A 22,514-nucleotide genomic window follows, 5' to 3' on the forward strand; every position below is an offset into this window, starting at 1 on the left:
TTGCGCCGCTCGCGCCAAGCAAAGAATCCCAGTGAAAACGTGCCGATGAGCGCGCCGTACACTGCGGGCTCGGGGACTACGCCAAAACCGGCGAGCTCCAGATAGTGGGCGTTGTAATCGACGAGGCGGGTGCTCTCGTAGCCCTCGAACTTGATCTTCGAGAGATCGGCATGGTTGATGGCGGCAGTACGGCGGATGAGGATGCGGTCGGAGTACTGGCGCCAGCCGCGCACGAGGAGGAGCTCGTCCGAGCCGAGCTCCCCCTCCATCCCGAAGCTCTGTTCGATATAAAGGGTGTTGGGGCTGTCGGGGCTGCTCCCCGAGTCGAACTCGATGATGCCGTGCTCAAGTACGTAGAGGTCGGAGATCGTCTGGGAAATCCCGCCGCTGCGCCCCGCGACTTTGCCAAACTGCAGGGTACTGCTCCCGCCGACGTCATTTGCCCCCCGGATGCCTGGAGGGCGACCGCGCAGCATGAGGGTCGTATCGGCCGCAAGCTGTTGGCTGCCTTCGAGGCGCAGGACACTTTTTTCAACCACTTCAACGATGCCGCCGAGGGCGAGGGCACCGCCGGTTTTGGCAAGGATGAGCGTGCCCTGGTTGACGTGGTGCCAGGCCCAGGGGCTGAATTCGTTATCCTGGTCGCCGCTGAACCGCAGGATGCCGTCACCTGTTTTCACCAGGTTGATATCGTCACTGCCCTTTTTCGGATGCGGCTGTATCGACGAGCTGATGGTCAGCCCACCACTGCCGTAGACGTGCACAAAAAAACTGTGATCATCGATAACGGCGCTGGAGGTGTAGAGGGTGCCGCCGTCGATCCGGCTCTCCTTTGCGCCCGTGGCGAGGAGCGCATTGGCGTTTAGCCGCAAGCCGCTGTCGTGGATCGTGAGTCGCTGTCCGGTGAGCCGCAGCGAGTTGAGCTCGGTGTATCGGCCCAGCGTGTGGTCGCCGGTCGGGGAGGCGTTTACCTTCTCGTTCCAGCCGGCCGGATCCCCCGTGTGATACCCGCTGTAGGCGACGAGGAAGCCTTTCTGCAAGGTGGCGAAGTCGCTCCCGTTAACCGTCGCGTAGGGCAGGATGCCGCCAACCGGCGTGACGCGTGCACCGGGCTTGGTGTTGGTGACCTTGATCTGCGGAGTCTTCGTCGCGCCTGTGCCGAACTCGCCGTTCGCGCGGCGGGAGTTGGTGAAGTTGACCGTCGCACCGAGGCCTTGCTCTATGCCACTGAAGATTAATCGGGTGAAGGCAGTGGTGCTGTTGTTGACGACGTCGATCGTGTTGGCCCCGCGCAGCAAGACAACGGTTCCGACTGTTTCTCGGGAGAGCCCGCTGCCGCCCCAGTAGGCGAAGGTGCCGGACTCGAGGTGGATATGACCGTCGTCTCGCAGGCGGTCAGGGTTGTAGGTGCCGAGGTTGTCCAGGATGAGGGAGCCCCCGTTTCCGACGAGGAACCAAGGGGTCTTGAGCGAACCTCTACCGGAGAGCCGCAGCTCGACTCCGCGCGTCGTCACGGTGTAGCGAGGCTCGGTATTGGCGGCGTTCAGGTCGACGCGGCCATCCCCCATGAAGATCAGGTCGCCGTTGGAGAAACTGCTGTCGAAGCGCACGGTCGCGCCGCCGAAACCCGCCTCGCTCCTGATCACACGAACCGTGCGATCCAGGCCGCCGAGGTTCAGGGCAGAATCCCAGACGAGCGTCGCATCGGCATCGCGCGCGCCAAAGATCAGCTCGTCGTACTCACCGAGGAAATGCGCGGTGCCGCCCCACTGGATCGGGGCCCCGTCAGCCGTGCTTAGCCGCACGCGGCGGGCGCGGCCATAGGCGGCGAAGCCCCCGCTGCCCTCCCAGCGGAGCTGGTTTTCGCCCGCGCCCAGCTCGATATCGAGGTCGGTACCCAGCCGCAGGACACCGCCATCGCGCAGGACGATCCCGAGATCGTCAGCGAAGCCGTCTCCAGCAAGCACAGGCTCATCAAGATACTTGAGCCAATCACCCGCGCTCTGCTCGAGCACCCGCTTGCGTTTTCTGAGCGGCGGGGACTGGGGCGCAACAATCGCCCCAGCACCGGGAAACACGGTGCGCGTACTGGTAGCGACGAGGTCTCGGCGCGCGGGCAGCAGCACCTGGGCCGTCGCGGTCGTGGCAATGAATACGGCCAGCGCACCCCAAAGCAGCGCGAACACACTGCGAACTGGAGCAAGTATCGGTCTTGATGGAGCGGGCCGGACGTAATTCACCGCAGCCAGTAAGCAAACGGCGCACAGCACTCTTTAACGCCAAAGCCATCCGTGCTTTCCCCCACCGCTCCCGTAGGTCTGCGCCCGGCCCCTTTGAGCAAGGAAGCGCAGGCGCGTTGACTCCTTCCACCAGACACAGGAGCAGCGCGGTACCGGACGGAGTACGGGCGCGGCCTCTTTTTCACTTGAGCGCAGGGCAAGGTGCGGGCGCGGCGCCGACGCTTTCAGCTCGGCGCGGTGCGGTGGCCCGATAGCCCGCGAGGGCGCGAGGGCGAAGCCCTCCATTCATTTGGCGCGGCGCGCGGGGGCAGCGGCGCGAGTGTGGTTTTTCGCGGGGGCGGCCTTGCGGGCGTAGGCGATGAGGCAGAGCCCCGCTACGGCGGTGATCAGGGAGTAAAAGGTGCCGCGGCTCAGCCCGAAGATCAGCGCGGCGTCGGGCTCGCGAAACACCTCGCCCACGATTCGCAGCAACGCGTAGGCGACGAGAAACTCGCCGCCGAGCTGTCCCGGGCTGCGGCGCACGACCGGCGTCTTCCAAAAACGCCACTGCGCAAACGCGAGCAGCACCGCGCCCTCCAGCAGCGCCGCGTAGAGCTGCGAAGGGTGGCGCGGCACGAGCGGATACGGGCTCGCCGGAAAGATCACCGCCCAAGCCACGCTGCTGGGCTTCCCCCAGAGCTCGCCGTTAATGAAATTCGCCACGCGGCCAAAGAGCAGCCCGGCCGCCGCGACCGAGGCCACGAGGTCGCCCAGATGCAGGAAGCCGATCCGCTGCCGCCGCGCAAACCACGCCGCCGCCAAGATCACGCCGGCGAAACCGCCGTGGCTGGCCATGCCGCCCTCCCACACGCGCAGCACGCTGGCCGGATCGCTGAACAAAAGCCCCGTCTGGTAGAGCAGGAAGTAGCCCACGCGCCCGCCCACCATCACGCCGATGACGAGCACGGTTAAAAAGTCGGCCACGCGCGCAGCGGGGAGCTGCGAGCGCGGCGGCTGGGCGCGCGCATAGAGGTAGAGCAGCGCCGCTCCGACGCCAAAACCGCACAAGTACGCCAGCCCGTAGTAGCGGATGCCCAGCTCGCCCTCGCCAAAACGCAGCAGGAACGGGCTTAGGTCGTGAGTCCAGTAAGCGAGGCAGCGAGGCAACATGTGCATAGCGCGGCCAAGTGTAGCCGCGCGCCGCCAGTTACGACCCTAAACTCTCCCCGCGCGATTTCCCGCGGCTGCGCATACGCACACGCACGCTTTCTCCCAAGCCCTTGGCCACTCGCGTGTGAGCATGCGCACTCGCTCGCACTTCTCCGCACAACCACTCTGGCGCGGGGCGGCCCACGTCCGGCTCGTGCACACACACGCTGCATACACACACGCCGCGCACGCCTGCCTACTCCGCACGCACTTGCCGGAAATCTCGCGGCGCTTGCGGGGGCACGCGCGCACACGCTGCGCCGAATACAGCCTTGCTGCGCCCTTGCTTCGCTGTGCATCTCCTCACCCATGAGTTTGAAGCGCACGCCGTTACGCGACTTTCACGCCGAGCATGGGGCCCGCCTGGTCGATTTCGCCGGCTGGGAGATGCCCGTCCAGTACCGCAGTATTTTGGAGGAGCATAAGGCCGTGCGCCACGCCGCCGGCCTCTTCGACGTAAGCCACATGGGCGAGTTTGAGGTGCAGGGCCCGCAAGCGCGCGCCTTGCTCGACCACCTCGTCACCAACGACGTCAGCAAGATGAGCCCCGGCCGCGTACTCTACACGCCGATGTGCTACGAGCGCGGCACCGTGATCGACGACCTCTTGATCTACATGCGCAGCGAGGAGGACTTCCTGCTCTGCGTCAACGCGGGCAATATCGACAAAGACCTCGCATGGATCCGCGAGCGGGCCGCGGCCTTTGGCGGCACCGACAGCGACCACGGCGCGGTGAGCATCACCGACCGCAGCGCGGACACCGCCCTGCTCGCACTCCAGGGCCCCGCCGCCGCCGCGATCTTGCAGCCGCTCACGGCGGCCCCGCTCGACGCGCTGCGCTACTACCACTTCACCACCGGCCAGGTCGCAGGCATCGACTGCGTGATCAGCCGCACCGGCTACACGGGCGAGGACGGCTTCGAGCTCTACCACGCCAGCGGCGCAGCGGTGGACCTGGCGCGCGCCTTGCTCGATGCGGGCCGCCCGCACGGGCTCGAACTCGCGGGCCTCGGTGCGCGCGATTCGCTGCGGCTGGAGGCCGGCTACCCGCTCTACGGACACGAGATCAGCGACACGATCTCGCCGCTCACGGGCGGGCTCGGCTGGACCGTGAAGCTCGACAAGGCCGCCGACTTCATCGGGCGCGCCGCACTGCTCGTCGAGAAACAGCAAGGCAGCGCGCAGCGTTTGGTATTTTTTAAAACCGGAGATCGCCGGATCGTCCGCGCCGAGGCTCCCGTCTTTGGGGCGGGAGAGGCGGGAGGGGCAGGAGCTGGCGCCGCGGGGGGCGAGAGCTGCGGGAGGGGCGGGGCCGCCGTCGGGCGCGTCGCCTCCGGCACGCTCTCGCCGATCTTGGGCGAGGCAATCGGCACCGCCCTGGTGAGCGCCGCAGCCGCCGCAAGCGCGCGCAGTGGCACCGCGCCGCTGTGGGTCGACATCCGCGGCACGCGGCTCGACTTGCAACTAGTCAAAGCCCCATTCGTAACCCTAAAAAAGACTTCATGAGCACACTTCCCGAAGACCTGCGCTACGCAGACTCCCACGAATGGCTGAAACCCCTCGGCGACGGCACCGCCCTGATCGGCATCACCGACTACGCGCAAAGCGCGCTGGGCGACATCACCTTTGTGCAACTGCCCGCCGTCGGCACCACACTCGCCAAGGGCGAGGGCTTCGGCGTAGTCGAGTCGGTCAAGGCCGCCTCCGATCTCTACGCGCCCGTCTCGCTCACCGTGCTTGAGGTCAACACCGCCCTCGATGCCACACCCGAGACCATCAACAGCGACCCTTACAACACAGGCTGGATGCTCAAAGTGCAGATCGAAACACCCGCCCAGCTCGACGAGCTGCTCGACGCCACCGCCTACTCCGCAAAACTCTAGCGCTTTGCCCTGACGAGGCCCCAACGAGGGCCTCGCCAAAAAGAAGAGTCGAAGACTCCCACTACGCGTGGAGCGGCCCTGCGCGGGCGGCGGTGGTCAGTGACCACTTCCATTCAATTTGCGATTTTGTCGCGTGCGCTACGCGCCCGAACAAAATCACAAATTAAAGGATCTTCCCCCTGTCGCGTTGCGACAGGCGAGGAATCCCAAAACGCGAATGATGCGGAAAACTCATTGAGGCAGGTTTTCATTGGTTTACGGAACATGTGGCTCTGACGCGGCGGCAACGACGCCGCGTCAGAACGGGTTTCCGCTTCATCCGCATGCCTTCTTCCCAGTCGCAACGCGACTGGGGGGAGCGAAATTTGGGAATCGTGCTTTCGGCGCTACGCGCCGAGGCCGATTCCCAAATTCAATGGCAAGTGGCGCCCCGCCACCGCCCCCCGCGCAGGGGAGTCTTCGACTCATTCATTTTGCGGCGCACTCGCTGGTGCGCCGTCCTGCCTTCCGTTTGCGCCACACGATGACGGCGACGCCCAGTGCGCCGAGGAGGGCGCCGTAGGTGCTGGGCTCGGGGGCGGCCAGAGGCACGATTTCCCAGTGGCTGGAATTGTAGTCGCGCAGTTTTGCGCCCGGGCTCCAGCCCTCGAACCAGATTCGGGAGAGGGCCTCCGAGTTGGGCGCGAAGGCGCGGCTTACGAGGAAGTAGTCGGAAAACTCGATCCAGTTGCGGATAAACAGCGTATCGTCCGCAGTCGGCAGGAGTACTCGTGTGGTCTCCAGAACATTGGCCCGCGCGCGCGTCCCGCCCGCAAAGTTGATCACGCCCTGACCATCCGCCTGAAGCGTGTGAATCTTTTCCGTAAGCCCCGTGCCACCCGCTCCGTTAAACTGTAAAACACCCTGGCCGGTCATGTTTTTAGCACGTGAGCCGCCCTTCAGCGTCACCGTGGCCGAGTCGTCAATCTGGTGACTCATATCCAGCCGCAGGATGTCGGTTCCACCGCCGTCACCTACCACGATGTTCCCCACAGCCTTGGCCCCGGGCGACTTGTTGAGCACAAGCGTGCCCTCATGCACATAAGTCCTGCCCGAGTAGCCATTCGCCTGACTGCCATAAAAGACGAGCTCGCCCGGACCCGATTTTACCAGCTCCTTGTTCGCACCGGAAATGTTGGAGCTCACCGAGAGTCGAGTCCCATAAACATGGAAAAAGTAGCGAGGCTGCGCAGTCGTAATCGTGCCATTGTTAATTTGATGTATTCTCCCGGGACGCCCTGTAAGAAAGGCCCCCGCGTTTACCGAAAGCGTATAGCCGTTTAGATCAACATTTCGCGATTCGAGAAAACGCAGTGAGTTGATCGACCGGTTCGCCGTCAGCGTTTGATTCGCCGCTATCGTAATATTCAACGCAGCCGACCCCCAGCCCGTCTGCGCAGTCGTTTGAGTAGCAGACCTGACGATTTCATAGTTACCGAGTTCCCATCGGCTTGGGGTAGCAGAAATTCCAGAGAAAAAATAATCACCGAGAGTTCCACCTAAAGGAAATGTACGAAAACTTATCACAGAATAAGGGAATATACCGCCAACTAACGTCGGAGCAGAGATCAACCTAATACGAGTCACGCGGAAGTCTGGATCAACAGGCCCCTGAGTATACCCCTCAGAAGGAAGAACTAAAAGTGTCCCAATCCCCTCGCTAATCAGTTTCTCTGCCACGAGAGAAAAGCTATAGCTATATCCTGCGGCCCCCATCATCTCCAATTTATTTGCGCCTCCTGACAGGATCAGGTCAGAGACCTTCTCATTCCCGCTATGAGCATTCAGGATATTTAAATACCCTGAGTCCAAATAAATATTCGCATTGGGAGAGATCTGATTGCGATATGGATAGCCGAAGTGAGCAGAGGCCATAGTAAACATGCCACCCCTTTTTATATTGAGACTGTTAATATTATAAAGACGCGCTCCACCACTGGCGATGTTCGAGGTCCCAAGCCGAAGTTCCACGCCCTCAACCGTCACCGAGCCCGTGACGGCAGGATTGGTCCCAGTCAAATTAACGCGGCCTGCACCTTGGAAAACATAGCCCGCTCCAGGCAGGTTCCCATAAGTGACGGTTTGCCCGAGCGATACATTGATTATGATCTGCGCCTGGCTCTCACTTGGTCCGCTTACACCAAGTGTAAACACGAACAGAGCCGCCGTTACCAAGCGGCCAGACGGTGGCCCACTTTTGTAAGCATTCACCGGCAGGGCGGGGAGAATATACTTATATAAGCTGTGTAGGGTAGAATGAAAACGAATCATGAGCTGGAACTTTATATCAGCCCCGTTTTACTTATGCTATTGGCATCAATACTATCGGTATCAATACGCATGACGAATAGATCTCCCGCGAACCTGCCCGCACTGCGCGTGGAGCGGCCCTGCGCGGGCGGCGGCAGGCAGCGCCTGCTCCCATTTACTGTGCGGTTTGCTTGGTGGGCCTTCTGCCCACCGAGCAAACCGCACAGTAGAAAGGTCCCGACCATTAATCGGTGATTCACCGGCAAATCGCTTCATCTCGCCCAAATGGGTACGCGCTCCATCCGCATTTGAGGCCTCACTCCCAGTCGCAACGCGACTGGGGGATGTCCCGTTAAATTTGCGATTTTGGTCGGGCGCGCAGCGCACGGGCAAAATCGCAAATTCAATGGCATGTGGCGCCCCGCCACCGCCCCCCGCGCAGGGGTCTTCGACCCTTTCATCTGGCGAGCCGCTCGTTGGCGGCTCGTCAACTTCGACTCATTTTATTTGGCGGCACACCTGCGCCACGCAATGACCGGTCGACCCCAAGGTGCCGAAGAAAAACTGGGCAGGAGGGTTGCGGGGGTTGCGAATCAGGTTCAGTAGGGAAACTGCTTCGCCCTATGAAACGATTTCCCCTGTGCGCACTGGCAGCGTTTATCGCGGCCACACTTGGAACGGCTTGCTCCCGAAAGTCAGCGGGCGACAGCGGCGGCAGTAGCGCGGCGGCGCAGCGCGCGCAGGTGGTGGAGGTCGCGCCGATCACGCGCGGCAATTTGCGCGAGTCGATGAGCGTCGTCGGCTCGCTTGAGGCCAACGAGTCCGCGCAGATCCGCCCCGAGATCTCGGGGCTGGTGCTGGCGATTTACTTTGAGGAAGGGCAGGCGGTGAAGCAGGGCCAGCTCCTCATGAAGATCGACGACTCGGAGCTGCGCGCGCAGTACGCGCAGGTCGAGGCGCGCTACGATCTGGCGGAGCGCAACGTCGCCCGCAGCGAAAACCTGAACGAGTCGCGCACGATCCCGCAGTCCGAGTACGACCGCGCGCGCAGCGAGTTTGCGGCAGTACGCGCCGAGCTCGAGCTGCTCCGGCTGCGCATCGAGAAGACCGCGGTCAAAGCGCCCTTCGATGGCGTGACGGGCGCGCGGCTGATCTCGCCGGGCGACTACGTGACGAGCGGCTCGGTGCTCACCACGATCAACGATCTGAGCCGGCTGAAAATGAATTTTCAGGTGCCCGAGCGCTACCTGACGAAGGTGCGGCCCGGCACGCCGTTTCGGATCAGCTCGCGCAGTCTGGACTTTGGCAGCCCGAGTGCGGCGCGGGAGGGGAGCGGCAGTGCAGCCGCGAGCCGCAGCGCGAGCGCCAATGCGGGCACCAGTCGCTACTCGGGCTCGGCCGCTGCTGGCGCCGCGCCGACAGCGGGCTTTCTCGAAGGCGAGGTATATTTTGTGAGTCCGATCATTGATCGCGGGACGCGCTCCAGCGAGATCAAGGGCTACCTGCACGAGGCTCCCGCCGCGCTAAGGCCCGGAATGTTTGCCAATGTGGAAGTCACGCTCGAAGTGCGCCAGGGCGTGCTGACGGTGCCCGAGGGCGCGATCCTCACCGTAAGCAGTGGCACGCAGGTAATCGCCGTGCGCGAAGACGAAGATGGCGAGCCAGTCGCCGACTTCGTGCCCGTGCGCATCGGGCTGCGCGCGCAGGGGCTGGCGGAGATCGAGCCGCTGGAGCCGGGCGCGCTCGCCGAGGGCCAGTCAGTCGTCGCTGCGGGCGTGGGCGCGCTCGTCCTGTACCCGGGGTTGAGGCTCACACCGCAGCCGCTGCGCGCGCAGTTCGCCCCGCACGTCGCCGAGTAAGTCAATCGCGCCGCGACCGCCGCCCCCCCCTCCCCTCCTCCCGACATGATTCTCTCCGACCTCTCCATCCGGCGGCCCGTGATCTGCCTGGTCGCCTCAATCTTGATCATCATCATCGGGCTGCTGTCCTTCAACGAGCTGCCGGTGCGCGAGTACCCGAGCATCGACTCGCCCATCGTCTCGGTGGAGACCAGCTACCGCGGCGCGAGCGCGGAGGTCGTCGAGACCAAGATCACCGAGACGCTCGAAAAGGAAATCGCCTCGATCGAGGGCATCCGCGTCATCCGCTCGACCTCGGCCGAGGAGCGCTCGCAGATCTCCATCGAGTTTAACCTCAGCCGCGACATCGACGAAGCGACCAACGATGTGCGCGACCGCGTGAGCCGCGCGATGGGGCGGCTGCCGCCCGAGATCGAAAACGTGCGCGTGTCGAAGACCGAGTCCGACTCCAGCCCCATCATGACGCTGGCGATAAACTCCGACCGGCACAACCGCTCGGAGCTTTACGAGATCGTGGAGCGCACGGCGATCCAGCGGCTCCAGACCGTGCAGGGCGTGGGCTCGGTCGACATCCGCGGGCCGCGCTACGCGATGCGCCTCTGGGTCAACGCCGACCGGCTCGCCGCGTATAACCTCACCGTCTCCGATGTGGAGCGCGCGCTGCGCCAGCAAAACGTCGAAATCCCCGGCGGGCGCATCGAATCGCTCTCGCGCGAGTTCCCCATCAAGGTGCAGGGAAACATGGCCAACCCCATCGACTACGAGCACCTCGTGCTCGCGACGGCGGGGAATTATCAGGTGAAGTTTTCCGACGTGGGCCGCGTGGAGCTCGGCCGCGAGGACTACCGCGGCGAATCGTTTTTCCGCGGGCGGCCGACGGTGGGCGTCACCGTGGTGCGCCAGGCACAGGCCAACCTGCTGGACGTCGCCAACGGCATCAAGGCCCTCATCCCGATCATCCAGAGCGAGATGCCCGAGGGCGTACAGGTACGGGTCGGCTACGACACCAGCGTGTTCGTCGAGCGCTCGGTGAAGGAGGTCTACAAGACACTCTGGGAGGCCTCGATCCTCGTGGTCTTGATGATCTTCATCTTCCTGCGCGACTGGCGCGCGACGCTCATCCCGCTGCTGGCGATCCCGATCTCCATCGTGGGCAGCTTTGCCGTGATGAGCTGGATGGGCTTTTCGATAAACGTGCTGACGCTGCTCGCGCTGGTGCTGGCCGTGGGCCTCGTCGTGGATGACGCCATCGTGATGCTCGAAAACATCTACCGGCGGATCGAGGACGGCGAGGCGCCCGTGCCCGCGGCGATTTTTGGCGCGCGGCAGGTCGCCTTCGCGATCATCGCGACCACGCTCACGCTGGCGGCGGTGTTCCTGCCGGTGGCCTTTCAAAAAGGGCAGACCGGGCGGCTCTTCTTCGAGTTCGGCATCACGCTGGCCGTCGCCGTGGTGGTCTCCGCCTTCGTCTCGCTGACGCTTACGCCGATGCTCTGCTCGCGCATCCTGCACATCAAGCGGCAGGGCGGCCAGATCCACCACAACTGGCTGTACCGCAAGACGGAGCCGTTCTTCGAGTGGCTCGCCGGTTTTTACGGGCGGATCTTGCGCGGCGCCTTTCGCCAAAAATGGATCGTGCTCGGTGCGACGCTCGCGCTGACGCTCGGCGGCTTCTGGCTCTACGGCGGGCTCCAGCGCGAGCTCACCCCGCTGGAAGACCGCGGCTCCTTCCGCGTAAACTTCATCCCGCCAGTCGGCTCCACGCCGCAGTACATGCAGGCGTACTCCTACGAGCTGGAGCAGGAGCTGCTGAAAATCCCCGAGATGGACCGCACCTTTCACCGCACGGGCAGCGGCGGGCGCGCGTTCATGTTTGCGCGGCTCCAGCTCTGGGAAGATCGCACGCGCACGACCCAGGCCGTGTCGCGCGAGTTTGGCGCGCGGCTGCGCGAGATCTCCACGGGCGGCCAGGCCTTTGTCTCGCCCCTGCGGCCGCTGGGCGGGCGGCGCGGCGGCAGCGACGTCGAGATGGTCCTGCAAGGCAGCGACTTTGCCGAGCTCCAGCAGCTCGGCCAGCGCTTCATCACCGCGCTGCGCCAGGACCCTCGCTTCCAGCAACCGCGCGTCGACCCCTCGCCCACCAAGCCGCAACTCGAAGTCCGCATCGACCGCGCACGCGCTGCCGACCTCGGCGTACCCGTGGCCGACATCGCCTCGACGCTGGAAACCCTGCTCGGCAGCCGCCGCGTCACCCAGTTCCAGCGCGGCAACCAGCAGTACGATGTCGTTGTCCAGATCGAAGACGCCGACCGCAGCTCGCCCAGCGACCTGACGCGGCTCTACGTGCGCTCGGCCAGCGGCCAGCTCGTGCAGCTCGGCAGCCTCGTGCAAATCGACGAAAACGCCGTGCCCGAAAACTACCCGCACTTTAACCGGCTGCGCTCGGTGACCATCGGCGTGCAGCTCGCCCCCGGGACGACGATCGGCGACGCCGTCGCCTTCCTGAGGGCCCAGGCCGCCGACATCCTCCCCGACGGTTACAGCTACGCCTGGGACGGCGAGGCGCGCGAATACGTCGAGAGCAGCGGCGACACCTACATGCTCTTCGGCCTGGCCCTGCTGTTCACCTTTCTGATCCTCGCCGCGCAGTTCGAGTCATGGATCCACCCGCTGACGATTTACACCGGCGTGGCTATCGCCCTCGCGGGCGGGCTCCTCGTGCTCTACTGCACGCGCTTCTGGGGCGAGGCCATGACCGATAACCTCTTCTCGCGCTTCGGGCTGATCATGCTGATCGGCCTCGTCGCCAAAAACGGCATCCTGATCGTCGAGTTTGCCAACCAACTGCAAGTCGCCGGCAAGAACGCCTTCGACGCCGCCTTCCAGTCCGCGACGCTGCGCTTCCGCCCGATCCTGATGACCTCGATTGCGACCATCCTCGGCGCGGTGCCCATCGCCTTCGCCTCCGGCGCAGGCGCCGAAACGCGCAACCCGATGGGGATCGTCGTCGTGGGCGGGCTGGCCATCGCGACCTTTCTGACGCTCTTCATCGTCCCGATCTGCTACGTGCTGATGGACGCACAATGCCGCCGCTTCACCGGCAGATCCAGCGCCCACGGCCTCCAGCGCGCCGACCAGATCGAACGCGAAACCCGCGCCCTAGAACACGCCGCACCACCCGCGTTGGACTAGCGGCGTTGGACTGACGGCGCACCAACAAGCGCGCCGCAAAATGAAATGGAGTCGAAGACGCGCGGCTAGGCGGGAGGGCGAAACGCGCGCAATAAAAACGGGTCTTCAGACCCCTGCGCGGGGGGCGGCAGGCGGTGCCTGCACCCATTTACTGTGCGGTTTGCTCGGCGGGCGTACCGCCCGCCGAGCAAACCGCACAGTAAGGGATACCCGACCTCCGGTCGGGCAGGAATCCGTAAACCCAAAATATCCACCCAAACGGGTTTCCGCTTCATTCGCATTTGATCCCTCATCCCCTGTCGCAACGCGACAGGGGGGGAGTTCATGTAAATTTGGGAATCGCGCTTCGTCGCGTAGCGACGGGGCCGATTCCCAAATTCAATGGCACGTGGCGCCACGCCACCGCCCCACGCGCAGTGAAGAAAAAGGGCTACACACTCCTCAAGCCGACTTCGCGGCGCACAGCTCCTTGATATGCGCGAGGAGGGAAGGGATGGCCTCTACGAGTTCGTCGCGGCAGGCTTCGTAAAGGGCGCTGGGGCCGCCGTAGGGGTCGGCGATTTCGCGGCGGTTGCCTGCGGGCATGAATTCGCGGAACAGCCGCAGCTCGCGCGGCACGGGTTTGGCCTGGTGGCGGATCATCGCGCGGTGCGCCTCGGTCATGCACAGGATGAGCAGCGCCTGGTCGAGCATGGCTTGCGTGACCGGCTGGCTTTTGTGCGCGGCGATATCGATGCCGACCTTCTTGAGCGCGAAGACCGAGTTTTCCGAAACCGCGACACCTGCGCGCGCCGCCACCCCCGCCGAGATAATCGGGATCGAGCGCAGCGGCTCGGCCTCCGCAGCGAGCGCGTGGCGCAGCAGCCCCTCGCCCATCGGGCTACGACAAATGTTGGCGGTGCAGACGACGACGATCGAACCGGTGGTGTTTTCTGACATGGGAGACAAAGAGCTAAGGGTGAAGCTTGAGGGCGCGCCACGCGCGGTGCAGATGAATCGCCCGCTGGAGGCTTAAGTCAATCGGGCTCGCGCCCCCGTCTTCTGCGGAGCTGTCCGTGCTCGGGCGCGGGGATTGCGTAGCGCCCTTGCGCGGCGCGTGGCGGCGCGAGCCGTGCCGGGAAGCGTCGGCAACACTGCTGACGTTATCGCCGGGCGCATTTTTCGCGGGATCGGTGTGCGCGGCGATCACTGCGGCTTCGTCGTAGCGGGGCTTGTTGGCCGCAGCGGCTTCGCCGATGAGGACGGCGGGCGCGGCCTCGCCCGTCGCAAACGCCGCATAGGCCGCGCGCTCCTGCTCCGGATCAATCGGCAGAACGATGTCCGGCGAGACCGCGCCACCCGCCGGGCCGATCAAAAGTGCCGCGTGAGTTTGCGCAAACTGCGCGGCGGCCAAGCTCAGTGCGGGCGCCGTCTCTGCATTAACGAGGATAAAGAAAACGGGCGCCGAATCCGTCTCCGCCCACTCCGCCAACCACGCGCCGAGGCGCGCAGCCTCGCGCTCGCTGCCTGCCGCATAGCGCAGGTCGAGCACGAAGCCCGCCAGGGCGGCATGGCTGCTGAGGGCCGCGTCGGGAAACGCAAGCGCGCTGCCCGCCCCCTGCGCCGCGCGCAAATAACCGAGCCCCGCCTCAAGCACCCGCACGGGCGCGGGCGCGGGCGGTTTTTCTGTGCGAGCAGGGCTGGCCGCCGGTTCCGCGCGCGGCTGCGTCGCCACAGCGCGGGCGGCGGCATCAGCGGTAACTGCCGCCGCGCCCGCGAACGCTACGCCGCCAGCACTGGCGTTGGCGTGCAGAACCGCCGCGCAGAGCAGCCCGAGAGTTGCCAGAGCGCGCCTCATTTCTCGCGGGCGAGTTGGCGCGCGCCGATGTCGCGCCGATAGTATTTCCCCACAAGCTCGATTTGTTCGCAGGCCGCGTAGGCACGGCGCGCGGCTTCGGCGAGGCTCGCTGCCATCGACGTGACGCCGAGCACCCGCCCGCCCGCGCTCACTACGCGCCCGGCCGCATCGTGCGCCGTGCCCGCGTGGATGATCTCGACGCCCTCGGGCAGCGCGGCGGGCAGCTTGATCTCGTCGCCCTTGCGGTAGTGGTTTTCCGGATAGCCCTGCGCAGCGATCACGACGCAAAGCGCGTAGTCGGGCTTCACGCGCAACGCGTAGCCCGCGAGCTCTCCGCGCGCGGCGCGCCAGAGCAGCTCGCACAAATCACAGTCGAGCCGCGGCAAGACGACCTGCGTCTCGGGGTCGCCGAAACGCGTGTTGTACTCGATCACGCTCGGCCCCTGCGCGGTGAGCATCAGCCCGATGAAAAGCGTCCCGCAAAACGCGATCCCCTCGTCCGCAATCGCGTTGACCGAGGGCGCCACGATCTCGCGCTCGATCCGCGCGTAAACCTCGGGCGTGACGACCTCGGCGGGCGAGTAAGTGCCCATGCCGCCGGTGTTCGGCCCCGTATCGCCCTCGCCGATCCGCTTGTGATCCTGCGAAGTCGGCAAGATCACATAATCGCGCCCCGAGACGACGACGAGGATCGAGGTCTCCTCCCCTTCCAGGCAGTCCTCGATCAGGATCTTGCGGCTGCTCTCGCCAAACTTGCCCGCAAACATCTCGCGCACGGCGGCAGCCGCCTCCTCATCCGTTTGCGCGACGGTGACGCCCTTGCCCGCCGCCAGCCCATCGGCCTTGATCACGATCGGCGCCGGATGCGTTTTCAGGTAGGCGAGCGCCGCCGCCTCGTCCTCAAAAATCGCCGCCGCCGCAGTCGGGATTTTGTGCTTAAACAAAAGCTCCTTGGTAAAAATCTTCGAGGCTTCGAGCCGCGCGCCGTCCTTCGTCGGCCCGTAAGTCGGGATGCCCTGCGCGAGCAGCGCATCGGCCAGCCCAAGCGCCAGCGGCACTTCGGGCCCTACGACGACGAACTCGACCTGCTCGCGCTGCGCGAGAGCTACAAGGCCGGCCACATCGTCCGCCGCCACCGGAAAACAAGGCACGCCATCGGCGGCGATTCCCGCATTGCCCGGCGCACAAATCACGCGCGGGCGGGCAGCATCCGCAGGCTGCGCTGCACTGGAGGCCGCAGCAAAACCCGCGCCGCGCAACGCGCGCACCAGCGCGTGCTCACGGCCACCGGAGCCAACAACAAGAATGGAAGAAGGGAGCGAAGGAGTCACAAGAACCGGCGAACATGGAGCAGCCCGGGCCACAGCGTCGAGCTCACAGGCCAATGCACAACCGTACCAAATTCCCATTGACGCAAAGAAGAGCGAAACCTTTTCTCCGCCCTCCTTGGGCACGGCAAGATAGCTCAGTTGGTAGAGCAGAGGACTGAAAATCCTTGTGTCCCCGGTTCGATTCCGGGTCTTGCCACCACATCGCAGGGCGCACGGTGCGGCGTTTGCCCGAGCTCGGGTGCCGCGTTACAGAAGCTCGTCGGGGACTTGGGGGAGGACTTGCTTGATTTGCTGCACGGCGGAGCGGTGGGTGACGAGGATCGCGTCGGGCGTCTCGACGACCACGAGATCTTGCACGCCACAGAGCGCGATGGTGCGGCCACTGCTCAGCACGATGTTTCCCGCCGCTTCGTGCAGGGCCACCGGGCCGCGCACACAGTTGCCCGCGGCGTCTTGCGGCAGGTGTGCGGGCAGCGCCGTCCAGCTACCCACATCGTCCCAATCAAACTCGGCGACGAGCGTCTCCACCGCCGCCGCTTTTTCCATGATCGCGTAGTCCACCGAGACCTTTGGCTCCAGTGTGGGGAAATGCACGTCGAGGTAGTGCTGCGCCTCCGCAGCAGCGGTGGCATCCACGGCCGGAGCCGCCCCACCTACTGCCGCTGCGGTGGCCGGCGCAGCCTCGTTTCCGGCGGCCTGCGCACCCGCGCGCGGAAATGCGCGGATGAACTGCGCGAGCTGTGGCGTGTGCCGCTCGGCCTCGGCGAGGAAGGCCCCCACGCGCCAGATAAACATGCCCGCATTCCACGCGTAGTTGCCGCGGGCGAGGTATTGCGCGGCGGTCGCCGCAGCGGGCTTTTCGACAAAGCGCGCCACACGCCGGAAGCCTTCGCCCACATCCTCCGCCATTTCCAGATAACCAAAACCGGTCGCCGCGTGGCTCGGCTTGATCGCAAAGGTCAGCAGCGCGTCGCTGCGCTGCGCGCGCGCCAGCGCCATGCGCAACTGCCGCGCATAGGTCGCCGCGTCTTTGATGAGCGAATCGGCCGGCAGCAGCGCCATCACCGCTTCGGGATCGCGAGCGCGCACCAGCGCCGTCGCCAGCGCGGCCGCAGCGGCCGTGTCGCGCTTGGCGGGCTCGGCCACGATTTGCCCGGGCGCGAGAAAAGGCAGCGCCGCACGCGTCGCTTCGAGCTGCGCTGCGTTACTCAAAACAAAGATATGCGCCAGCGGCACCACGCCGTCCAGACGCCGCACGGCCTCCTCGATCAGCGTGCGCTCCGAGAAGAGCTTGAGCAGATGCTTGGGCCGCGCGCGCCTGCTCAAAGGCCAAAACCGCTCACCGCTGCCGCCCGCCATGATGCATGCGTAGATGGATCCGCTCATCCGCAGCAGCCTTCGCATTTCCTAAAACCCTCCAAGCCCAAAGGTACCAGTGCCACCTGCCATTCACACTCGCTCGGAGGGGCCGCAGTGCCTCTCAGGCCGACACCAGCAGTATCCAGAAAGCAATTCACACTCGCGTAACTTGGGCTGCACGCAGCGCACTTCTTCCCTGCTCGCGCAGGGGGCGCCCGGAGCGATCAATGATCAACCGCATTTGAGTAACCTCTCGCGCGCACGCTGGCGGATCGGAATCCGATCCGCCCAAAACAAACACCAAGCGCAGGCCCGCGCGGCCAATTTTTCCGGTTAACCAAAAAACGCGCCCAAACGGGTAAACCCGCCAAAAAGAATCTGCGCCCGACGAGCTGCCAGCGAGCAGCTCGCAAAGTTAAAGGGGGGCCCGGGGCCCCTCCTTTAGCGCGTTGACACTTCAGAGCAGGGCCGATTCGGTTTCCCCGCGATTGCTGCACCCAGCAGCCGGGCAAGCTTCACCACGCAGCGGCATTTTACCGTCACCCATTCTCGCGCCAGCGCACCTTCCCGCCCCTCCTCCTCCACTCTCGCCTCACTCATGGCAGTCAAGAATCTCCTCGACTACTTTTCCAATGACATCGGCATCGACCTGGGCACCGCCAACACCCTCGTCTACCTGAAGGATAAAGGCGTCGTCCTGCGCGAGCCCTCCGTCGTCGCCCTTGACACCGCCACGCGCAAAGTCCGCGCCGTCGGCGACGAGGCCAAGCGCATGCTCGGCCGCACCCCGGGGAACATCACCGCCATCCGCCCGATGAAAGACGGCGTGATCGCCGACTTCGACGTCACCGAGGCGATGCTGCGCTACTTCATCCGCAAAGTCTCCGGCTCCACCTTTCGCGCCCCGCCCCAAGTCGTCATCGCCATCCCCTCCGGCATCACCGAGGTCGAGAAACGCGCCGTAAAAGACTCCGCCCTCCACGCAGGCGCGCGCAAAGTCATCACCATCTCCGAGCCGATGGCCGCCGCGATCGGCGTCGGCCTGCCCATCGACGAACCCGCCGCCAACATGATCGTGGACATCGGCGGCGGCACCACCGAGATCGCCATCATCTCGCTAAACGGCATCGTGTTTTCCAAGTCCGTGCGCGTCGCGGGAGACGAGCTCGACAGCGCGATCATCAACTACATGAAGCGCGCCTACAACCTGCTCATCGGCGAGCGCACCGCCGAAGAGATCAAGATGCGCATCGGCTCCGCGGCGCCGCTCGAAGAAGAACTCAAGATGGAAGTCAAAGGCCGCGACTCCGTCGCCGGCCTGCCGAAGACCATCAACATCACCAGCCAGGAAATCCGCGAAGCGCTCAGCGACACCATCGCCACCATCGTGGACGCTGTGCGCGTCACCCTGGAGCGCTGCCCGCCCGAGCTCTCCGCCGACCTCGTTGACCGCGGCTTCGTGATGGCAGGCGGCGGTGCCCTCATCCGCGGGATCGACCGGCTGCTCAGCGATAAAACGGGCCTGCCCGTCACCATCGCCGACGACCCCCTCTCCGCCGTGGCCAACGGCACCGGCGACGTCCTCGCCGACCTCACCTGGCTCGTCGAACACATGTAACCCGCGCACCCCACGCGCCCGGAGGGACGCGGCAGGACGCGAAAGAAAAGAGAGGAACGCCCGGGGGGAAACTGGTTACCCAGAAGGGAGCCGGCCGAAGGAGGGAAGCCGATATGGAGCGCGTACAGGATTTGCACGCGCACCAAGGGCACCTGTGCCACTCCGCCAACCCAGTGCCCCCAAGCGAGGATGCACTCGGTCGCCCTATTGAGAAAATGTTCACCAAAATGGACATTAACAAAAGCTTCTGTCTACTTTGGCAAACATGTCGCGCACCACACCCATCGTCTTTCCACAAGAGCAACGGATACTCACCGCATTGGGCGAGCGGCTGCGGCTTGCACGCAAGCGACGCCGCCTGAGCAATGCCGCGGTCTCTGGCCGGGCCGGGATTTCGCGCACGACGCTGTACAAAGTCGAAGCAGGTGCCCCCGAAGTCACACTTGGCTCGTATATGCGAGTACTGGCCGTGCTCGGCCTGGAGGGCGACCTCAACCAACTGGCTGCCGATGACCGGCTCGGCCGCAAATTGCAGGACCTGGCCCTGGAACCACAAGCCACCCCCAAACGCCGCCGTTCAAGCCCACCTGCCACAACTCCACCCGCCGGAAACCCCTTGTGAATAAGCCAAACAACAAACTGGAAGTCTGGCTCGACGCCGCCAAGGGCCCTGCCTGCCAAGTCGGCACACTCGCCCACGACCGCGGGCAGATCCGCTTTCATTACACGCCAGCCTGGCTGGGCGACTGGCCCCCGCCTTTGATATGAACCCGAATATCGAAAAAGCCGAGCATGTGCTCAATATTGATGATAGTGACAACCGCCCCGATCTCGAAACCGTATTAAGTACGGCAGTCTTTTATGGGCTGAGTGGAGCTCGGGCCAAAGACATCGTACAGGAAGTAGTCACGGCAGTAGCAAGCTGGAAAGATATCGCCCGCCAGATGCGACTGGGGCGGGCAGATATCGAGCTCGTGGCCGCGGCGTTTATCACAAAACTCCGGCCGCTCTAGATACAGGCAGCAGCAAGAGAGCATTTACCACGCTTCCGGCAGCCGAATGCAATAGCCCCACGGCAACAATCCCCGCTCCGTCAACATGCGTGAGACGTACGCCGGAAATGCAGTGCACCTCGTTGCAGCGCATTTTAATATAGGGGCTAAAAAAACAGTATGCCACATTCTGCTTCCTAAGCCCCAAACTTGTTTTTCATTCGCCAGTCGGGAACTCCCCATACAGGAGTATTTTCTCCCTTCTGGCACTGTGTTGCCCTGCTCAGTGCAGTGCTTAACTTAATCCCGTAGCCCCAAATAGTTATGATTGATCGTCCACTCTTGGCCTGTGCTATGCTCTTTGCGGCGCTTGGCCTTCCTATTTTCGGCCATGCGCAGCTTTCGTCCACCAAGCTGAATGAAGAGACCGACCCAGTAGCGATTCGCGAGCAGTGGGTCGCTTGGGCAACCAAACTCGCTGAACCGATTCTCGATGCACTCGATAAACGTGAGCTCAAGCTAAGGATGCCAGGAGAAACGATGGGGACGTATGCACCCGAATCAGTGTACAATCCCAATCCCACCCCCTACATGCATTTGGAAGCACTTGGTCGACTCCTCGCCGGGATTGCCCCCTGGCTGGAGCTCGGACCGGACGACACTCCCGAAGGGCAGTTGCGCGGAAGGCTCGCGGAAATGGCTCGCAGTGCGATTGATGCAGCGACCGATCCCGACTCCCCCGACAAGATGAACTTTGCGGTAAGCGGACAGTCACTCGTTGATGCATCCTTTCTGGCACAAGCGACCTTCCGGGCGCCTCGCGAGCTCTGGGAAAAACTGGAGCCTCGCATCCAGGCAAACCTTGTGGCCCGGCTGAAAGAAACCCGCCAGAGGCCCTTCCCCAGATCGGGGAACCACCAGCTGTTTGCTGCCTTCGTCGAGCTTGCCCTCGCCCGAGGTGGCGAGCCTCGCGATGACTCACGCCTGATGCCTGCCCTGGAGAACTTCCGGAAGTGGTATCTTGGTGACGGAACTTATGGGGACGGTCCCCAACTCCGATGGGACTACTACAATTCTTACGTTATCCAGCCAATGCTGCTCGGCATCCTGGATGAAGTGGCCCCAGAAAGCGAAGCTCTTCGCCAATTCCAGCGAGAAGCCCATGCAATAGCACAGCGCTACGCGGCCGTACAGGAGCGGCTCATCGCTCCCGACGGGAGTTTCCCAGCCGTGGGACGCTCAATCACATATAGGGCTGGAGCCCTTCAAACACTGGCCGATATCGTCCTCCGACGCGAACTACCCAAGCCTCAGGTCATACCTGTCCCTGATGATCCCGCCCGCGCGTTTCGTCGCATAGCAGGGGTAACACCTGCGGCTGCGCGCACCGCCCTTACCCGGGCTATCCGACGCACGCTTGAAGCACCGGGCACCTTTGACGAAGAAGGCTGGTTGCGGCTCGGCCTTGCTGGCCATCAGCCCTCGCTCGCGGAAAGCTACATCAATACGGGCAGTCTCTACCTGTGCAGTGTGGCCCTGCTGCCGCTCGGGCTCCCTCCCTCAGATCCGTTCTGGAGCGATCCACATTCCCCCACATCCTGGGAGCGAACCTGGAACGGGGAAGATGATGTCTGGACCGACCGCGCCCTGTACAACCTGCCAGCCCCCGAGTCCCCACTCGACGTCGCAATCCGCTCGGCACGCTGGCAGCTGGCTCAAGCCAATGACACCGCCGAGCTCCTGCGCTGGCACCATGCGGCATTCTGGATTGGCATGACTGAGCTTGCCGACACCGACGGCGCACCCGCAGACATCGGCGAGGCAGTCCTGCAGATGGGCCGCAGCAGTAGTTGGCGGGCAACTGGAGATTTACTCCATGCTGACAGTGAAGCAATTACCCAAGCCTACCTGTGGATGGCACGCAATGGCGAAGGCGAGAAAGCCATAAAACCGACTATCGCGCTTTTTGAGCAGCTATTGGCCGAGCAGCCGCGTGGCCCTATAGCCGATCTGAAGCAGGGCTCCCCAGGTGGAGTCTGGACCTGGTGTGATGCGTTATTCATGGCCCCTCCTGCGATGCTCCAGCTGTCCAGACAAACGGGCGATATGCGCTATCGCGACCACGCCCTACGCGAATGGTGGACGACAACGGATTTCCTCTATGATCCGGTAGAAAAGCTCTATTTCCGCGACAAGCGTTTCTTCGAGCAACGTGACGGACAGGGAAACAAGATGTTCTGGTCCCGCGGCAACGGGTGGGTGTTTGCGGCGATGGCTCGCTCTCTGCCGCTACTGGATGCAAATGGCCCCGACGCAAAGCGCATGCGTACGGTATTCGTCGAGATGGCTGAGCGGCTGATCGAATTACAAAAAGAGGACGGCTATTGGGCTCCATCGCTGCTCTCTGCCGAGGGCTCTCCGCCCGAGACTAGCGGTACGGGCTTTTTCACCTACGGACTGGCTTGGGGCATCAATGCCGGATTGCTCGACCGCGAACGCTTTGAGCCTGCGATGCGCAAAGGCTGGTCTGCGTTGAAACGCGCAGTCGAGCCCGACGGCAAACTAGGCTATGTTCAGAAAATCAGTGCCAGCCCTACGCTGGTTACCAGAGGTGAGACTCACTATTACGGCGTTGGCGCGCTGCTGATGGCCGCCAGTGAAATCACCAAACTGGATGCCTCGAAGCAGTAGCCCCAAACTCAGCTCGTTATAGCCCTTTAGCCATT

16 protein-coding genes and 1 tRNA gene are annotated in these 22,514 nt (G+C 63.9%); 10 read left to right on the top strand and 7 right to left on the bottom strand.

What is annotated here, in order from left to right; all coding sequences use genetic code 11:
* The coding region (locus AXK11_RS08410) for a hypothetical protein (protein WP_156469287.1) at positions 1-2,186 on the bottom strand (2,186 nt) is incomplete at its 3' end.
* Between the two features lie 339 nt (positions 2,187-2,525).
* On the bottom strand, positions 2,526-3,389 hold the full coding sequence (gene lgt, locus AXK11_RS08415) for a prolipoprotein diacylglyceryl transferase (RefSeq protein ID WP_068631201.1): 864 nt from the start codon (positions 3,387-3,389) through the stop codon (positions 2,526-2,528).
* Between the two features lie 348 nt (positions 3,390-3,737).
* Between lgt and gcvT the strand changes: the two genes are divergently transcribed.
* Both gcvT and gcvH read left to right on the top strand, forming a co-directional pair.
* A complete protein-coding gene (gene gcvT / locus AXK11_RS08420) occupies positions 3,738-4,934 on the top strand; it encodes a glycine cleavage system aminomethyltransferase GcvT (protein WP_068631203.1) in 1,197 nt (398 codons plus the stop codon).
* Positions 4,931-5,311 carry a glycine cleavage system protein GcvH gene (gene gcvH / locus AXK11_RS08425; protein ID WP_068631205.1) on the top strand — a complete coding sequence of 127 codons (381 nt, stop codon included), beginning with the start codon at positions 4,931-4,933 and terminating at the stop codon, positions 5,309-5,311. The genes gcvT and gcvH overlap by 4 nt, the downstream gene beginning before the upstream one ends.
* 468 nt (positions 5,312-5,779) lie before the next feature.
* Here gcvH and AXK11_RS10105 read toward each other — a convergent pair whose 3' ends face one another.
* The gene (locus AXK11_RS10105; protein WP_068631207.1) at positions 5,780-6,496 is read right to left on the bottom strand and encodes a PEP-CTERM sorting domain-containing protein; all 717 of its coding nucleotides are present in this window, start codon (positions 6,494-6,496) and stop codon (positions 5,780-5,782) included.
* Positions 6,497-8,223: 1,727 nt separating this feature from the next.
* On the opposite strand from AXK11_RS10105, the gene AXK11_RS08435 reads away from it, so the two are divergent.
* A complete protein-coding gene (locus AXK11_RS08435) occupies positions 8,224-9,459 on the top strand; it encodes an efflux RND transporter periplasmic adaptor subunit (RefSeq protein ID WP_068631209.1) in 1,236 nt (411 codons plus the stop codon).
* Positions 9,460-9,504: 45 nt separating this feature from the next.
* The gene (locus AXK11_RS08440; protein WP_068631211.1) at positions 9,505-12,651 is read left to right on the top strand and encodes an efflux RND transporter permease subunit; all 3,147 of its coding nucleotides are present in this window, start codon (positions 9,505-9,507) and stop codon (positions 12,649-12,651) included.
* Positions 12,652-13,092: 441 nt separating this feature from the next.
* Here AXK11_RS08440 and AXK11_RS08445 read toward each other — a convergent pair whose 3' ends face one another.
* Genes AXK11_RS08445 through purD form a run of 3 tightly spaced genes read right to left on the bottom strand, consistent with a single transcriptional unit; the run spans position 13,093 to position 15,819 of the window.
* Positions 13,093-13,590 (bottom strand): arsenate reductase/protein-tyrosine-phosphatase family protein, encoded by a 498-nt coding sequence (locus AXK11_RS08445; RefSeq protein ID WP_068631213.1) that lies wholly within the window; start codon positions 13,588-13,590, stop codon positions 13,093-13,095.
* Positions 13,591-13,603: 13 nt separating this feature from the next.
* Positions 13,604-14,488, bottom strand: coding sequence for a hypothetical protein (locus AXK11_RS08450; RefSeq protein WP_068631215.1), 885 nt, complete (start codon positions 14,486-14,488; stop codon positions 13,604-13,606).
* Complete coding sequence (gene purD, locus AXK11_RS08455; RefSeq protein WP_197456860.1) at positions 14,485-15,819, bottom strand: phosphoribosylamine--glycine ligase; 1,335 nt, start codon at positions 15,817-15,819, stop codon at positions 14,485-14,487. Before purD ends, AXK11_RS08450 begins: the two co-directional genes overlap by 4 nt.
* Before the next feature lie 123 nt (positions 15,820-15,942).
* Here purD and AXK11_RS08460 point away from each other — a divergent pair.
* Positions 15,943-16,018: transfer RNA gene (locus tag AXK11_RS08460), tRNA-Phe, on the top strand.
* Between the two features lie 47 nt (positions 16,019-16,065).
* Here AXK11_RS08460 and AXK11_RS08465 read toward each other — a convergent pair.
* A complete protein-coding gene (locus AXK11_RS08465; RefSeq protein ID WP_068631217.1) occupies positions 16,066-17,205 on the bottom strand; it encodes a mannose-1-phosphate guanylyltransferase in 1,140 nt (379 codons plus the stop codon).
* Positions 17,206-17,776: 571 nt separating this feature from the next.
* Between AXK11_RS08465 and AXK11_RS08470 the strand changes: the two genes are divergently transcribed.
* The 5 genes from AXK11_RS08470 (at position 17,777) to AXK11_RS08485 (ending at position 22,479) form a co-directional block, all read left to right on the top strand.
* Positions 17,777-18,796 carry a rod shape-determining protein gene (locus tag AXK11_RS08470; RefSeq protein ID WP_068631219.1) on the top strand — a complete coding sequence of 340 codons (1,020 nt, stop codon included), beginning with the start codon at positions 17,777-17,779 and terminating at the stop codon, positions 18,794-18,796.
* A 265-nt stretch (positions 18,797-19,061) separates the two neighbouring features.
* The gene (locus tag AXK11_RS08475) at positions 19,062-19,418 is read left to right on the top strand and encodes a helix-turn-helix domain-containing protein (protein WP_068631221.1); all 357 of its coding nucleotides are present in this window, start codon (positions 19,062-19,064) and stop codon (positions 19,416-19,418) included.
* Entirely contained in the window at positions 19,415-19,564 is a 150-nt protein-coding gene (locus AXK11_RS09915; RefSeq protein ID WP_156469288.1) for a hypothetical protein, read from the top strand. Before AXK11_RS08475 ends, AXK11_RS09915 begins: the two co-directional genes overlap by 4 nt.
* Positions 19,561-19,809 carry a hypothetical protein gene (locus AXK11_RS08480; RefSeq protein WP_068631222.1) on the top strand — a complete coding sequence of 83 codons (249 nt, stop codon included), beginning with the start codon at positions 19,561-19,563 and terminating at the stop codon, positions 19,807-19,809. The genes AXK11_RS09915 and AXK11_RS08480 overlap by 4 nt, the downstream gene beginning before the upstream one ends.
* A 303-nt stretch (positions 19,810-20,112) precedes the next feature.
* Positions 20,113-22,479: a DUF2264 domain-containing protein gene (locus AXK11_RS08485; RefSeq protein WP_156469289.1), complete on the top strand. Its 2,367-nt coding sequence runs from the start codon at positions 20,113-20,115 to the stop codon at positions 22,477-22,479.
* Positions 22,480-22,514: the final 35 nt, after the last annotated feature.

The organism is Cephaloticoccus primus, assembly GCF_001580015.1.
Lineage (GTDB): Bacteria > Verrucomicrobiota > Verrucomicrobiia > Opitutales > Opitutaceae > Cephaloticoccus > Cephaloticoccus primus.